The 15,977-nt window shown below is 34.0% G+C and carries 13 protein-coding genes; 6 read left to right on the top strand and 7 right to left on the bottom strand.

All coding sequences use genetic code 11. The annotated features are described in order from the left end of the window. Positions 1-238 precede the first annotated feature (238 nt). The 4 genes from KAOT1_RS21145 to KAOT1_RS21130 form a co-directional block, all read right to left on the bottom strand. Positions 239-916: a response regulator transcription factor gene (locus tag KAOT1_RS21145; protein ID WP_007096959.1), complete on the bottom strand. Its 678-nt coding sequence runs from the start codon at positions 914-916 to the stop codon at positions 239-241. Between the two features lie 5 nt (positions 917-921). After that, positions 922-1,506 carry a sensor histidine kinase gene (locus KAOT1_RS21140; protein ID WP_007096958.1) on the bottom strand — a complete coding sequence of 195 codons (585 nt, stop codon included), beginning with the start codon at positions 1,504-1,506 and terminating at the stop codon, positions 922-924. A 136-nt stretch (positions 1,507-1,642) separates the two neighbouring features. Further along, entirely contained in the window at positions 1,643-2,095 is a 453-nt protein-coding gene (locus KAOT1_RS21135) for a hypothetical protein (protein ID WP_238528722.1), read from the bottom strand. A 219-nt stretch (positions 2,096-2,314) separates the two neighbouring features. After that, a complete protein-coding gene (locus KAOT1_RS21130; RefSeq protein WP_007096955.1) occupies positions 2,315-3,067 on the bottom strand; it encodes a hypothetical protein in 753 nt (250 codons plus the stop codon). A 320-nt stretch (positions 3,068-3,387) separates the two neighbouring features. On the opposite strand from KAOT1_RS21130, the gene gap reads away from it, so the two are divergent. Next, positions 3,388-4,383, top strand: coding sequence for a type I glyceraldehyde-3-phosphate dehydrogenase (gene gap, locus KAOT1_RS21125; RefSeq protein WP_007096954.1), 996 nt, complete (start codon positions 3,388-3,390; stop codon positions 4,381-4,383). 167 nt (positions 4,384-4,550) lie between these two features. Further along, positions 4,551-6,614: a response regulator gene (locus KAOT1_RS21120; RefSeq protein ID WP_007096953.1), complete on the top strand. Its 2,064-nt coding sequence runs from the start codon at positions 4,551-4,553 to the stop codon at positions 6,612-6,614. 206 nt (positions 6,615-6,820) lie between these two features. Here the strand turns inward: KAOT1_RS21120 and KAOT1_RS21115 are convergent, their stop codons facing one another. Both KAOT1_RS21115 and KAOT1_RS21110 read right to left on the bottom strand, forming a co-directional pair. Then, positions 6,821-7,546 (bottom strand): tetratricopeptide repeat protein, encoded by a 726-nt coding sequence (locus tag KAOT1_RS21115; RefSeq protein WP_007096952.1) that lies wholly within the window; start codon positions 7,544-7,546, stop codon positions 6,821-6,823. Beyond that, positions 7,546-8,091, bottom strand: coding sequence for an RNA polymerase sigma factor (locus tag KAOT1_RS21110; RefSeq protein ID WP_007096951.1), 546 nt, complete (start codon positions 8,089-8,091; stop codon positions 7,546-7,548). The genes KAOT1_RS21115 and KAOT1_RS21110 overlap by 1 nt, the downstream gene beginning before the upstream one ends. Positions 8,092-8,197: 106 nt before the next feature. Here KAOT1_RS21110 and KAOT1_RS21105 point away from each other — a divergent pair, with 106 nt between their 5' ends. The 4 genes from KAOT1_RS21105 to KAOT1_RS21090 all read left to right on the top strand — a co-directional run bounded on the left by KAOT1_RS21105 (position 8,198) and on the right by KAOT1_RS21090 (position 14,664). Further along, positions 8,198-9,598: a DUF4412 domain-containing protein gene (locus tag KAOT1_RS21105; protein ID WP_007096950.1), complete on the top strand. Its 1,401-nt coding sequence runs from the start codon at positions 8,198-8,200 to the stop codon at positions 9,596-9,598. A 37-nt stretch (positions 9,599-9,635) separates the two neighbouring features. Further along, on the top strand, positions 9,636-11,168 hold the full coding sequence (locus KAOT1_RS21100) for a T9SS type A sorting domain-containing protein (RefSeq protein ID WP_007096949.1): 1,533 nt from the start codon (positions 9,636-9,638) through the stop codon (positions 11,166-11,168). A gap of 7 nt (positions 11,169-11,175) precedes the next feature. Then, the gene (locus KAOT1_RS21095) at positions 11,176-11,763 is read left to right on the top strand and encodes a hypothetical protein (protein ID WP_007096948.1); all 588 of its coding nucleotides are present in this window, start codon (positions 11,176-11,178) and stop codon (positions 11,761-11,763) included. A 93-nt stretch (positions 11,764-11,856) separates the two neighbouring features. Then, on the top strand, positions 11,857-14,664 hold the full coding sequence (locus KAOT1_RS21090; protein ID WP_007096947.1) for a CHAT domain-containing protein: 2,808 nt from the start codon (positions 11,857-11,859) through the stop codon (positions 14,662-14,664). Between the two features lie 121 nt (positions 14,665-14,785). On the opposite strand, the gene lpxK is transcribed toward KAOT1_RS21090, so the two are convergent. Beyond that, on the bottom strand, positions 14,786-15,799 hold the full coding sequence (lpxK, locus tag KAOT1_RS21085) for a tetraacyldisaccharide 4'-kinase (RefSeq protein WP_007096946.1): 1,014 nt from the start codon (positions 15,797-15,799) through the stop codon (positions 14,786-14,788). Positions 15,800-15,977: the final 178 nt, after the last annotated feature.

The following is a 15,977-nucleotide window of genomic DNA, read 5'->3' as shown; positions in this document are numbered from 1 at the left end:
GAATGCACGATTTTTTTTAATTAAAAGAAACGTCACTGCGAGGAAGAATGACGTCGCAGTCTGTTTATCACAGAACACTTTAGTTTTTTGAAGTCACAGATTGCCGTGGCGCTACGCTTCTCGCAAGGACGAATCAAAGGATAAGCGTTTCAAAAAGTCTAATAGCGTTCACATTGAGCCTGTCGAAATGAAGCGATCTTGATTCTAACAGCGAAGCGGTCCAAAAGCGACAGCGAGTCTAAATCAACGGAATTTCATTCGGTTCAATATAATTATTCTGAATCGCATAAATGACCAAACCTGCAATGTTTCTCGCTTCCGTTTTGATGAATAAGTTGCTTTTATGACCTTCTACCGTTCGCGGAGTAATGAATAGCTGCTCTCCTATTTCTTTGGCAGTTTTTTGAAAACAGATCAGTTTTAAGACTTCAATTTCTCGTTCGGTGAGTACATTTTTTTCGATTAAGGTGGGTTTTGGACTTTTGTGTGAGATTTGTTCGCGTAAAATCCCCAATTGATCTTCCATAAAGTAGAATCCTTTGTCGTAGATTTCTTTGATAATTTCCACTAATTGCACAGGAGAAATTCCTTTAGGAATAAATGCTGAAACACCTGTTTTTAACATGAATCCCATAAAAGATCGCTTGTAATGTGACGTCATTAGAATGACTTTGATACTTGGGTAATTCTTTTTTAAAAACTCGGTAACTTCTACACCGTTGATTCCTTTCATATTTAAATCAAGTACCATTATATCTGGCAAAGCTGTTTCTGTTGCCAATTTTTCCATCAGCATTTCGCCACTATCTGCCGTGTAGCAAATTTCCATTTTTTCTTGATTGCCTAAAAAATCTTTTAATAATGACACAATTAATGCATCGTCATCTACTAAAGCAATTGTTATGATATCTTCCATGTTTTTTAGTTTTTAAATAGAAATAGACTTGTGGTTCCTTTTCCAATCTGAGATTTTACTTTGTACTGACCTTTTAAATATTGCACGCGCGTTTCTATATTTTTTGTTCCCAAACCTTTGCTTTGTTTGGCAACATCATAGCCTTTTCCGTTGTCGCCAATACGCAATGCCATGTAATTTTTTGTTTGTTTTAGATGTAGATACATTCTAGTTGCATTGGCGTGTTTTATGATATTTGTGATGATTTCCTGAACGAGTCGCGTAATTTGCACTTTAAATTCATCGGTATCGTTGATTTCCGAGCGAATGTCATATTTGGTATCAATGAGTAGATGTTGTTCCCACGGATCTAGCAGTTCTTTAATTAAATCTGGTAATAAAGTAAATTCGATTAACGGCGGACTTAAATCATGTGAGATTCTGCGTGCGATATTGATACTTTGATGAAGTGCTTCAATCGTTTTGGGATCTTTCTGAGTGATTTCTTGCTCCATTTTCAATGCGGTCAACTTTCCAATCAGTTCGTCGTGAATATCTGCGGCAATCCGATGACGTTCTAATTCTTGTGTTTTTATAGTCGTTTCCAGCAAACTCTTTTGGTTGTTTAATTGTATGGCTGCTTCTTTTTCTCTTGCGTGATGATTTTCTTAAAAATGGCACGTATCAAGAAAATAATCACCGTTAGTAAGACAATGACAAACAAAGCAACGATGGTAATCCAAAAGATTATTGTTTCAGGTTTCTGCCACGTTTCCATATAAAATAAGTTAAATACAGGTAAAACAAAATCATAAAGAAAATATTCCCGATGAGGATGTATCCTGTGAGTTGTATATCAGTATTTACTAAAAAATTTAGCGGAAGAAAGACCAAAAATTGCAAAGAAAAAAAACATAAAATCATGCTGTTCAATACAAAATAATCATTTTCTCTTTTGAATAAGTTTTCTTCATCACGAATCAATTCAAAGAAAAACAATAGCGTCATTCCCACAATAAGTAAAGGTCCAAACGCTTTTGCATACGGTTGAAATAGCTTTACATCGTTGGTATTTACGTAAATAGACTCTATTATGGTATATAAGACTCCAAAAATTGATAGGAAAATTACCAGTTTCTTTTTTTGAGTCAACTCATAATACAATTTCAGAAAAATCAAAAGTTCTAGTAACGTCAGCACAAAAACTAAAATTAAATTGTTACTAAAAATTTTTTCCAGCAACCTAGAACACAAATCAATTAACAAGCTTCCCAACAAAAAATAAAACAACAGTTTTGCTACATTTGTCAGCTGTTTGTAATAGTACAAACCCACACTCGCACCAAATATCAGCACGAGTGGAGTTACTTTTGTTATGATTTCTGAAAATGTGTTAAAATTCATAATGAGTTGTTACCATTATTCATTGGCAATTTGGTATACACCAAAGTTAGGTTCGTTGGTAGACGGACGTTTAGCTTGCCCAAATGGTGGAACTAAACGTGCCAAATCTCTGAAAGAAACATTATTTTCATTTTCCTCAAGATTTAAGATATTTCCCGTGACAGTATTCACAACTACCAAATCAATTGTATAATCGTTAGGATTTTTGGCGTCTGGTTTTAACGCTAAAAAGCAAGTATGTTCATGCGATGGCTCAAAATCACTTACATCAATATCAAATGCAGCTAAGACATATCTTGGTCCGCCTTCAAATTTAGCATTTAGCCATGAAGCTCTTACAGATTCGTTATTCCAATTGTTCACACTATCAATTAATAATTGTGCTGACGGCGATTCTCCTTGTGCGGAATATTTGAATGGAGTTGTTTTAAAATCTACAGGAACTAATTTTGAATTTACAAGATCAGGCAAAGTCCTTGCTACTTTTTGAGGCTCACTGCTATAGTTTTCATACTCAGTTTGTATGGTTGATTGGTAATCACAAACGCTTGGCACAGCATAAAAAGATATGCCTCCACTTTCATTTTCTGGAGTTGCTTTACCAATATATATGTGCAATCTGTTAAAAACTGGACTTACCGTTCCTACTTTTAGTGTAAAACTATTTCCTGTAAAAAGTGAATTTTCTATGGACGATTGGTTGGTTCTACATTGTTCCCAATTTTGAATACATGCTAACGACGTTAGTGATGATTGTGTTGATTCCATGATTATTAAGGTTTTAGAAAAAGTTACTTTTTTAGCAACTTAGGGGTTAATACTGGTGTTCAAAATACATAAAAAAAGAAAAAATAAATGTTTTCTATGTTAGTTATGATGCAATTCTTTTTTTGTTTTTTGAGAATAAAAAAATAGCATTTCAATACTTACTTTGTTTTTATCGGTGTAAATATCTTAAAAACAGCCTACTACTTAGCACGTAATTTTACCTTATCATACAAAATGGTAAAAATTACATAGCGCATCAACTACTAAAAAAATCAGTCAAAAAAATGTAATTTTACCATTCTTAAAAATACGACATTCATATGATTAGAATTGCCATTAATGGTTTTGGAAGAATTGGTCGAAATTTATTTCGCTTATTGATACAACATCCAACAATTGAAGTTGTGGTTATTAACGATTTGGCTGACACACGTACGCTGAGTCACTTGTTAAAATACGATAGTATTCATGGTGTTTTGCCAAATGAAGTTCGTCATACTACTACTGAAATTTTGGTTGATGGAACATCGTATCCTGTAACAAATATTGCTTCAATTGAAGCACTTAATTGGAAGCCTTACAACGTTGATTTTGTGATTGAAGCGACAGGGAAATTTAAAACAAAAGCACTTTTAGAACATCATATTACAAATGGCGCAAAAAAAGTTATCTTGTCTGTTCCGCCACAAGATGAGGATATTAAAATGGTTGTTTTGGGTGTGAACGAAGAAATTTTAGAAGGAACAGAAACCATCATTTCAAATGCTTCGTGCACCACTAACAACGCCGCACCAATGATTCAGGTAATTAATGATTTGTGCGGTATTGAACAAGCATATATTACCACAATTCACTCGTATACAACCGATCAAAGTTTACACGATCAGCCACATCGCGATTTACGTCGTGCGCGTGGTGCAAGTCAAAGCATTGTGCCTACTACAACAGGAGCAGCCAAAGCACTGACCAAGATATTTCCAGAACTTTCGGATGTAATTGGTGGCTGCGGAATTCGTGTTCCTGTACCCGATGGTTCTCTGACAGATATTACATTCAACGTAAAAAAGGAAACTTCTATCGAAGAAATCAATAAAGCGTTTAAAAAAGCTGCTGAAACAAATTTAAAAGGCATTCTTTCGTATACCGAAGATCCAATTGTTTCCGTTGATGTTATTGACAATCCGTATTCATGTACATTTGATTCTTTGATGACTTCCGTAATTGGAAAAATGGTAAAAGTTGTAGGTTGGTACGATAATGAAATCGGCTATTCCCACAGATTAATTGATTTAATGCTATATATTTCAAATAAATAAGTATTTTTGAATAAATTCAACACTTCATGGTGTGTAAAGTAAAGCACGTTTTATTTTTATTGTTTTCTTTATTCTCTGTATTGTCCCAAGCCCAATCAAACGAAAAAATTAAGGACAGTATAGAGCGCTCTTTTATTGACGTGTATGAATATAAAAAGAAGGCAAGGTTGAATGACGCGCTTCAAAAATTGACCGTCATTTTAGACTTATCTGATAGCATTCAAGATCAAAAAAGCAAAGCGCGCGCCTACATGCTACGTGCAGAAATAGGCATTGAAGAAAACTACAATAGTTTTAATCCTACTGAAATAGAAAGTTATTTACGCAGAGCTAAACAAATTCAAGAAGAAATTAATGATTCACTCGGACTTGGCTACAATCATGTCTTGAGAGCTTTGACAGCAACTCGAAATACTTCGTATAGCAATGCTGACAAACATTTTAGTGATGCCGAAGTAGTTTTTGATAAATACCATTCTACCGACGATATTAATAAATTAAAATATTATCGCGGATTGTTTTACTTAAGTCAGGGAATTAACAGTCGTGCCATTGAACGTTTTGAAAATTCTTTACCAATTAACGACCCGTATCAACCAAATTATCTTCGTGCAAAAGTACATTTGAATCTTGCAAAAGCATATCGAAATATCAAAGAGTACGCAAATGCAAAACTGAATGCTGAAACGGCGTTAAAAATTGCAAATTCGTACGGTTTCCCTATTATAAAACTACAAAGCTCAAAAATTATCAGTGATACGTATGCTGCTTTAGATGATGTTAAAAGTGCTTACAAATATCAAAGTTTATATTTAAAAGTTAAAGATTCAATCTACAATCAGGCAAGTATACAGAGTGTTGCCGAAGCAAATGCCTCTTTTGATAACGAGTTTCAAAAACGCCATATTTTAGAATTGGAACGTCAATATGATGATTCTACCCAAAAAGGAAAACGTAACAAATTAACGTCAATATTGAGTTCGGCATTGCTGATTATTATTTCTTTATTGACGATTTCACTTTACAGAAACAATCAGATTAAAGTAAAAACAAACAATCTATTACTTAAGAAAAATTCTGAATTGCAATTAGCAAAAGACAATGCTGAAAAAGCAATGAAAGCGAAAGCGCAATTCTTATCTACGGTAACGCACGAACTGCGAACACCGTTGTATGCGGTAACAGGTTTGACACATTTATTATTGGAAGAAAATCCGAGTGAAAGCCAAAAAGAACACTTAAAATCCTTAAAATTTTCTGGTGATTATTTACTGACCTTCATCAACGATATTCTTCAAGTAAATAAAATTGAAGCTAGAAAATTAGCCGTTGAAAAAGCACCATTGAATCTTAAAAAGATATTGAATGATGTTGTAAATTCGCTCACGCAAACCTCAAAAGAAAATAACAATAAGATTGTTTTAAATATTGACAAAGGTATTCCTGAAAAGCTAGTTGGAGACTATTTAAAAATGTCGCAAGTATTCATCAACTTAATAAGCAATGCCTTGAAATTTACCAAAAATGGAGTTGTTGAAATTTCTGCAAAGATTTTGGAAGAAGATGAAACACAACAGCATATTCAATTTGAAATAAAAGACAACGGAATCGGGATTTCACAAGCAATGCAGGAAAATATTTTTGATAGTTTCTCGCAAGGTTCTGTACAAATTAATCGCAAATATGGTGGAACAGGTTTAGGATTGACCATTGTAAAAAGCTTGTTGGAATTGCTTGAAAGTGACATTCAGTTGGAGAGTAAATTAGGAGAAGGATCTACCTTTCGTTTCCCACTAATTTTAGAGAAACTTGAACCAGAAACAGCAAATACGACAGAAGCTCCAAACGAAGAAAAAACCGATCTCAAAAATAGAAAGTTCAAAGTATTATTGGTAGAAGACAATAAGATTAATCAAGTAATTACGAAGAAAATTATTGCCAAGCAAAACATGACTTGCGATATCGCGGATGATGGTTATCAAGCAATTGATTATGCACGTAGCAATCGTTACGACTTTATTTTAATGGACATTCACATGCCAGGTATTAGCGGAGTTGAAGCAACAAAAGAAATTAGAAAATTTGATGTTTCAACGCCAATTATCGCTTTAACTGCCATTTCTTTAGATGATAACAAAGGGGATTTCTTAAAAGATGGTTTCAACGAAGTTATTTCAAAACCATTTGATCCTGAGATTTTCTACAAAAAGATTTCTAATATTCTTACCTAAGAAACGAAACGATTTTTACGAACCATTTCATTAACAAATATTTAGCATTCAAAATTTAACGAAAAATAATTTTTGGCACGTCGTTTGTTATAAATTATTTGAAAGCAAAACAAGCAATCACGCTTTGTTTTCATTTCACATAAATTTTGGATTGGTTAGTTAAAGAACAAGACGAGTTAGTTACTCGTCTTTCTTTTTTATATAGCCTAAAGTTCCTCTAAAATCATCCCTACCTTTTCAGATTTAAAACTAGGATTCAACTCTCTAAGCTGTAAAAGGTACTTCTTTGCAATTGCTGTATTTTCACTTTTCAGTTGAAGCAACGCTGCATACCAAAGTGATTCTGCTTGATAATCGAAAGTAGTGTTTGTAAGTGTATTTAATTCATTCAAAGCCAACTCATATTTCTCTTGATTCAGCAATGACATCGCATAATAAAACTGAATATCGAGATTGTCTTTGGCGGAAGTTTGCAATAGTTTTTCAAACAATTTAACAGCTTTAGTAAAATCGTTACTTTCATACGCTATAAAAGCCTGAATTTGTAAATCTTGTGTCGTATTTCCTCTTGTAACAGGAAGATACGTATTTGGACATTTTTCAAAATACAATTCGTAAAAATCATCATTTGATTGCAATTGCGTGATCGTATAGAAAATTCCCAAAATAAAAACTGCCGCAACGGCAATTCGACTCCACATGCCAAAATTCCACTTTTTCTTCGTTGCATTTACTTCATTAGCATCTAATTCTTGCAAACGTTCTTTGATTTCAGCACTTTTTGTAAGCTTAAAAGCTTCCGCTAATGTGACATGCGTTTCATAAATTTCTTGTAATTCTTCATCGGTTTTTAGCAACGCTTCCACCTTCAACTTCTCTTTTTCCGACAAGCGATTTGCAATATAATCTTGTATGATTTCTTCCTTATTCATTACCTAATTTTAAATAAAGATTTTAAACGCTTCAAACATCTCGATTTATGACTTCGCACGGTATTTCCGTCTTTATAATCGGTAAGTTGAACTATTTCCTCGACGGTTAAATTTCGATAATAAAACAACTCTAGTACCTTTCTACAACTCTCAGAAATATTCTTCAAATGCGAACTCAGTAACACAGAGCGTTCCGATGGAGAAGTATCTTCAATGCGAATGTCTGTAAATCCTTCCTCTGGTGTTTCCACGCTTAACAACTTATCTTCTTCTTTTAATCTCTTTAAAATTTTAAATTTTCCAATACCAAACAAATATGTTTTAATAGAGCTTGAAGTCAACACCAATTGCGACGACACAAAATTGTGATGCATAGCAATAATTGCATCTTGATAAACATCTAATGCACTAAATCTGTCTAAACGATACTTTTTAGCATAGTTTAAAAACTCATTTTTGTAGGTAACATATATAGTTTCGAGAGCCTTCTTATCATCAGATCGTAACAACCTTTGCAATTCAGTCTCTGTACTATTTCTACTCATTAGTGATGAAAAGGATTAAAATATTAACAATAGAATAATTTTTTTTTGCGTAGCTGTTAATATTATGCTTGCTAAAGATACAAAAGGATAAACAAACGTATTAATTATGAAATCAAAATTACACGTACTCCTTTTTATCTTTTGTTTAGGAACATTTCAACATGCTGATGCACAATTATTTAAAAGATTAAAAAAGAAGGCAAAAGAAAAAGTTGAAAAGGCTGAAAATGATATCATTAATAAAATAGATAAGAAAGTTGATAAAACGATTGACGATGCTGTAGAAGGAAAAAAAGATTCCGAAACGAAAAATACCAAAATAAAAAACACAAAAGATTTTGGAGACATCATCATCAAACATTCCAAAAAATTTGGTAGTGTAGAAATCACAGAAGTAAGTCAAATAAACGTTAGCAAAACCAATTCAGGGTATACTATGCGCGGAAATTGGTGGTCGCATGAAGCAGATATTTATGATGGTTTTATCTTAACAATAAAAACTGATAAAAATCTAAAACATGATACAGAAGAAGCCAAAAATCGTGGCAAACAAGTCTTTAAAATTCCTCAAGAAGCTACCTTAAAACTTGGGTACGATCCGCAATTACCTTACAATAAAAAAACTGAAAACGGTTTTAAGCGCGCAGTGACAGACGATTACCAAAACTACGAAATTTCAAAAGGTGAAGTCGCTATTGATGTACTTTCAGACGAAACAATTCAGATTAGTTTTTCTGGAAAAGTTACGTTGAGAGAAGTCATCAGAAAAGCAAATACCGATGACTATTCGGAGACATTTTTTGAAGCTTCTGTTACAGGCGGAATTGACTCAAAAACACCAAAATTTATCAATGAAGAAACAATCGTTAAGAACACTAATGAAAATTCATCTAAAACGACCACAAAAACGAGCGTTCCAAATTACAAAACGAGCAATATTGCGTCAGGCTCGTATCATTTTACACATGAAACAGTGACAAAAATTACGGTTTCAGAGCAAAATAGAACCTATAAAATGTCTTATCTCATCAATCCGAATGCAACATATATTGGGATGAAAGCTGATATGAGTGAATATAGTGAAGGAGAAATGAATGGTGAATCTATTATTGTGATGGACAAAGGAAACACACACATTTTTGTAGAATCAGCTGGAATGAAAATGCGCATGTCTGGCGGAATGATGGGACAAAAAATGGAGAATCCAACCGATAAAATGGCAAACTTCGATTATACAAAACTGACCAAAACTGGGAAAACCAAAACAATTTTGGGAGCAGAATGCCACGAATACACAATGTCTGATTCAAATGCAAAAATGCAGCTTTGGGTAGCGCCAAACATCAACTTACCTAATTGGTTCATACAAAACAATGAAGTCATCAAAGGACACATCATGGAATATTCGATGCAGTCAAACGAAGGCAACATGAAAAGTGAAATTATTGAAATCAAAGATCATATCAGCAAAACGATCAACCCAAAAGATTACAAGAAAATGTTTTAATCAAAATAAAAATCAACAAAACAATAAAAATTAAAAAATGAAAGAAAAAATATTCTTACTCATCACTATTTTCCTTTGCATTACAACAAATGCTCAAAACACTTTTGTTCCAGACGATGCTTTGGAATCAAGATTGCAACAATTAGGACTCGATTCTGGTCCGCTAGATAATTTAGTACTTACAGGCAACATCAACACATTACTTGATTTTGACTTCGGAAATTTTATTGTGTCAGACATTACAGGATTACAAGATTTTACTGCGTTAACGGAACTTAGAGTTGATGGAACCATCGCAGACTTATCTCCTATTGAAAATTTAACAAACCTAGAAGAACTTGTAATTCGAGATGTAACGGATACTTCTGTTGATTTGAGTGCTTTGGTAAATTTAACTTATGTCAGCATTGCCGATGCTTCTTTGGAAACTATTGATCTTTCCAATAGCTCTAATTTGGAGAGTTTAAATATTGAAAACATGACCTTGTCTTCATTGGTGTTAAACAACAATCCGTTGCTAGAAGACATCTATATCAACAATGTAAACGTACCAAACTTAGATTTTTCAAGTTGTACAGCATTGCGCTATTTGTTAGCAAATGACAATACAGCTTTGTTCAATTTGGATGTGACGCAGAATGTACTTTTGGAAACTATTGAATTTGATAACAATGCACTATTACGTTATGTAGATCTCTCCAACAATCCTGCTTTGACAAGTGTACGCGCTGAAGATAATGCGCAACTGGAAACTATTTTTATCAAAAATGGCAACAATACTAATATTGGACAAACTTTCAGAGTAAAAGACAATCCATCACTAACCTGTGTAGAAGTAGATGATGTAGCTTGGAGCAATACCTTTTGGGGATTTCCAACAAATTACTTTCCAGGTTTTAGTCTGAATTGCGCTCCTTCAAACGACGATTGTGCACAGGCAGTTTCTATCACGCTAGCTCAACCAGCTTCTGGAAATACCTTCAATGCAACCAATAGTACAAACACACCTAGTTGTCAAGAAACAGGAATTACCATTTTAGATGTATGGTATGAATTTCAAGCACCAGCTTCAGGAAGTGTAACCATGACGATTAACGCGCCTCCATTAGTTGGAAAAATAGCTTTCTACGAATCTTGTTCGGATGCGCAACCGTTATTTTGCCAAGAAGGCGAATTATCTGTAGACAACCTAACACCAAACGCAACCTATTATTTACAAGTTTGGCTAGAAGCAGACGCCATGAACCGAACAGGAAATCCTGAAAATACGAATGGTGGTTTTATTCTAAATATACAAGATAGCACAACACTAAGCGTAAATGATATAGCAACTACAGAAAATCAAATTCGCGTGTATCCAAATCCTGCAAAAGAACACGTAAACATCAGCGCACCAACAAATTTAGAACAAGTAGCGATTTACGATATGTCTGGAAAACTCATCTTAAAAAATGAAAACTATCGTAGCAATCAAGAAACGCTCGACTTAAAAAATCTTTCTGGTGGAATGTACATGGTTCAAATCAAAACCGAAAAAACAACAACACTAAAAAAACTAATCATCAACTAATCACACTATGAAAACAATACAACGTATTGCGCTATTTACTTTTCTATCAATACTACTGACTTCCTGTTTTGGGGATAAAGGAACAATTGTCGGACAAGAATTAGGAGATACTGATTTTGTAAACACCAAATTTTCTGGAAACAAAGTAGCATTCTCGGCACTTTCAAAAAATCTGTGTGAATACATTCATATTGACCAAATAAAAAAACTTTATCCTGATGCTTCAAAAGTATTGGTGGACGACGGAAAAACATTTCAAAGTAAAAACTGTCGCTTCTTGGTGTATGTTGGCGAAGGCGAATTCAATTATTTAAGCGGAAGTATTTTTGCGCTAAAAGACAACTTTTTAGAAGGTCAAGATTGGAAAGAAGCATGGGAATTTAAGAAAAAAATGTCCAAATCTTCTGAATATATTGGCGGTTTGGGAAAAGCTGCCGTTTGGATTGGAAAAAAGCGCGAACTCAGCATAAAACTAGAAGGTTATTCTATTACCATTACTGTTCCAGGAGCGCCGTTTAACAAAGAGGAAATTGCTAAAAAACGTGATTATAAAGACATCGCAATAAAAATTGCCAACAACTCAGGACTATTCTAAAAAATTGTATTTTTAAATCCTTGAATTGAGCGAAGCGAATCAAACAGAAACTTAATCTAACCATCAAAATTGACAACACCCAAACCATATACAATGACAACAATACGCATATGTTTTACACTGTGCGTATTGTTATTTTATACAAACGCTCAAGCAATAAATTTTCATTTTCAACAAGAAAAAGAGCAGGATACAGTTGCTACACCTAAAATAGGGTATTTATGGGGAAAATCGAATGCATTAAACAACACGAAACAATACGATACATTATTAGCTTTCTTAGAAAAACACTTAAAAAACGTTCAGCCAAAAACAGAAAAAGACAGCTTGGATGTTGCCGATTTATATTACAATCAGTTTGAAGGATATTATAATACTGGAAAACTCCTAAAAAGTATTCAAAGCACCAACAAAGGAATGTTATTTTGCGGGAAAGCAACCAGCCCAAGAGGCAACCACATCAAAGGTGTTTTATATTACAAACGCGCGTATGCCGAATCGAGTCTCAACTTTGCAAAACGTGCTAAAAATACGATGAAAACTGCCATCGATTATTTATCTAAAGATTATGATGATAACTTAGATTATTTGGTAGATGCGTATGTATTTCTATCAAGTGCAGCAGCTTATCATGGAAATGCAGCAGATGCAAAACGTTACATTCGCTTGGCAAAAAAAACCTATCAGAACAACAAAAAATATCTCGATAAAAAACGATTGGACAACTACGAAATTGTCTTAGCATACCGAGAAATCTACGTATATTACAAACACGCAAAAAGCTCAGAAGACAGTTTGGCGTTGACAAAAGTGGTAAAAAAACTCCACGAGCTCCAAGCATTGCCAACATTTAACAAACACGAACGCATTTACTACAGTACAGCCATGAATCACGTAGGCGATTGGTACGTGAGTCGCAAACACGATTCACTCACCACAAAAAAAGATGTACAACTTGGCTCCTACTATTTGGATAAATCTATTGATCTGATTGAAAACAAAGACTATCCTGGCGATCCTTTTATGTTTAAATACAACAAATGCAAAGCGCTCACATTAGCCAACGAGCTTACAAAAGCAGACAGTTTAATCAATCATTTGCTAAACAAAATGACTGCAAATGACAAAAGAAAATCATTCTTCTTAGCTCAAAAAGGACTTATCAAAGCGAAACTTCAACAAAAAGACAGTGCAGTAGCCGTATTTCATAAGGTAATTGAAAAAATACATTCCGACACTACAAAATTGGCAAATGATTACAGTAATTTTAAGCCGAGTAAAGTGTTTGGCGAATCAAAATTAATCAGGCGTGTTGCTGAAAAACTAGCAGCATTCTACCCAAAAGATACGATTGTACAAAAAAAGGTTTCCAAACTCTATCATTTGGCGTTTGTACAATTTGAAAATAGTTATGCGCGTACAAAATTCAATCTGCAACAGAATCGCGAATTGCGTAAAATTCTCTATGGATTATTAACGACAAAAAGTGATGATGCAACTATTTCCGTGGCAACATTGCTTAGTCAGACAGAAACCATGATGAATCAAATGACATGGCAACGTTTCTATCAAAACAGATATACCAATAAACTTCCTGAACTTGATTCGTTAAATTTCAGACATTTAAAACTCCGTTCATTACTTGCTACAGCGAAAAGAAACAACAACATCAAAAACAAAGATTCTGTTCAAGAACTTATTGACAATCATATTGCAGTTACCAACAAAAAATTTCCAAACTTAGCATTACTCAGTAGTAAAAAGTTTGAATTGAGCACATTGCAAAAAAAGCTTTCGAATGACGAATTAGCATTAAAATACCTCATTTTCGACAAAAAAATTGCCATCTTTTCTATTACAAACACTTCCGTAGATTGGGAACTTCGCCCGTGGACTATAGAAGAAATTGACTTGGTAGAAAATGTAGTAAACAGTATTAAAAACAGAACCTACAATGCTAATAATGCCATACTTTTGGGCAACAAATTATTGCCTGAGATTGACCAAAACATTAAAAAAATCATTGTTAATCCTGATGGAGAATTGTACCGAATTCCGTTTGAAATTCTACAAAAAAAAGCACAATTTTTAACAAAAAACTACGACATTCGCTACACTTCCAACCTCAAATTTATACATCTAGAAGCTTTAGAACACTTACCAACCACAGGAACATTAGCCATATATGCGCCGAATTATGACGAAATCCCAAACAATAACTCGGCAATTGTTACTAGAAACAATACTTCAGAGCTTTCTGGTGCTAAAAAAGAAGCTGAAATCATTAGCGATTTATTTCTCTCTAAAGTGTACACAGGAAAAAATGTTTCCAAAAAACAATTCATAGCAACTGCTCCAAAAGCTGAAATCTTGCACTTGGCAATGCATGCCGAAATCAACGACAAAGAACCAGGACTAAGTCGCTTGCTATTCAATAAAAATAACGTTGAAGAAGACGATTTATATCTAGAAGAACTGTACGCGCTCAACCTAAAAGCTGATTTGGCCGTTTTAAGTGCTTGCAATACAGGTTTGGGAAAAGAAAGCGCAGGAAGAAATCTAGAATCCTTTCAGCGTGCGTTTACCTTCTCAGGTGTTCCAGCCACAGTTGTGAGTTTGTGGGAAGTGCCCGATCAATCTACCAGTGAAATCATGGGAAGTTTTTACGGCTATCTCAAAGCAGGAAACACCAAATCAGTAGCGCTCAAAAAAGCAAAAATTGAGTATCTCAACAAACACAAAGGCACAAAACTAGAACAACCTTTCTATTGGACAGGTTTTGTATTATACGGAGACGAAACTGCCATTTCGCAACCTACATCAAGTATCATTTGGTATCTTTTAGGAATTGGTTTTTTGTTGGTTATCGGAGTCGTTTTCTATAGGAAAAGAGTGAGTTAAATAATTAAAATATAATTTTAAAGAATCGTCTTTGCGAGCGTTTTGAAAAAAACGTGAAGCAATCTGTTTATCTAGAAGCAGATAACTTCGTCGCAAACTCCTCGTTATGACGAATCAAATTTCAAAAATCAACAAACTCCTGAATCTTCTTTTGAAACTTCACTTCTTCCGCTAAAAAAGCAACTTCAATCGGCAAATAATACAAATTTTCCAAACTTCCTTGCAAACGCATAAAATCCTTCTCGGTTGTTAAAATACCCTTGTTTCCTGCTTTCTGTCTGATAATTTGAATATCGCTTTCGCTGAAATCATAATGATCGGCATATTTTAAATGCGAATACTGCAACTGTTGATCGTTTAAGTGTTGCAACAATGGTTTCGGATTGGCAATTCCTGTAATGAGTACAAATTCGGAATCCTTCAAAGAAGACAATAAGATTTCATCTGTTGCGCTCTGAATTTTTTCTGCATACGCAATCGTCGTAAAAAATACCGTTTGATATGTTCTTGGACGTAGTTTTTTTGTAATTCGTGCTCGTTCTTCTACGGAAACTTCTTTTGGACATTTTGTAACAACAATTACATCTGCGCGTTTGGCTCCTGAAATTGGTTCACGCAAATTTCCTGCGGGCAACATAAAATCATTTGCATACAAATCGTAGAAAGGTGTCAATAATATTTGAAATCCTGCTTTAACTTTTCGGTGTTGAAAAGCATCATCCAACAGAATAACTTCTGGAGAATTTTCCAAATTTTGCAAAGCTTCAATTCCTGCGGTACGTTCAGCTTCAACAGCTACCTGAATTTCATTTTTAAATTTACTGTAAAACTGCAATGGTTCGTCACCAATATCGGAAGCTGTGGTAGTTTCATTCGCCAACAAAAAACCTGTCGTCTTTCGTTTATAACCTCTGCTTAACGTCGCGACTTTGTAGTTATCTTTCAGCAAGCGAATCAAATATTCAATCATTGGAGACTTTCCTGTGCCACCAACACTTAAATTCCCAACACAAATTACTGGAAAATCGTATGAAGTCGATTTCAAATAGCCATTATCAAACAACCAATTGCGCACAAAAACAATAGCTCCGTAAAGCAAAGCAAAAGGCAATAAAATCAATCGAAGTCGTCGCATAAAGCGAAAATATACTTTTTTAAGCTAGAAATGAAAATGTAATATTCATTTTTCATGTCAAGTTATTTACTTAAGTTTACGATATACTTAAAATGTAAATAGTTTTTTTATGAAAGCATAATATTTATCTCTCATGAAATATTATTAATCTAAATCATAATAAACGCTATTAAATCTT

The organism is Kordia algicida OT-1 (assembly GCF_000154725.1).
Lineage (GTDB): Bacteria > Bacteroidota > Bacteroidia > Flavobacteriales > Flavobacteriaceae > Kordia > Kordia algicida.
This window is presented reverse-complemented; position numbering and strand designations above follow the sequence as displayed.

Coding starts and splice junctions, on each gene's coding strand:
- KAOT1_RS21095 (WP_007096948.1), top strand. CDS start 11,176: ATGAAAACAATACAACGTATTGCGCTATTTACTTTTCTATCAATACTA.
- KAOT1_RS21090 (WP_007096947.1), top strand. CDS start 11,857: ATGACAACAATACGCATATGTTTTACACTGTGCGTATTGTTATTTTAT.
- lpxK (WP_007096946.1), bottom strand. CDS start 15,799: ATGCGACGACTTCGATTGATTTTATTGCCTTTTGCTTTGCTTTACGGA.
- KAOT1_RS21100 (WP_007096949.1), top strand. CDS start 9,636: ATGAAAGAAAAAATATTCTTACTCATCACTATTTTCCTTTGCATTACA.
- gap (WP_007096954.1), top strand. CDS start 3,388: ATGATTAGAATTGCCATTAATGGTTTTGGAAGAATTGGTCGAAATTTA.
- KAOT1_RS21130 (WP_007096955.1), bottom strand. CDS start 3,067: ATGGAATCAACACAATCATCACTAACGTCGTTAGCATGTATTCAAAAT.
- KAOT1_RS21145 (WP_007096959.1), bottom strand. CDS start 916: ATGGAAGATATCATAACAATTGCTTTAGTAGATGACGATGCATTAATT.
- KAOT1_RS21110 (WP_007096951.1), bottom strand. CDS start 8,091: ATGAGTAGAAATAGTACAGAGACTGAATTGCAAAGGTTGTTACGATCT.
- KAOT1_RS21115 (WP_007096952.1), bottom strand. CDS start 7,546: ATGAATAAGGAAGAAATCATACAAGATTATATTGCAAATCGCTTGTCG.
- KAOT1_RS21105 (WP_007096950.1), top strand. CDS start 8,198: ATGAAATCAAAATTACACGTACTCCTTTTTATCTTTTGTTTAGGAACA.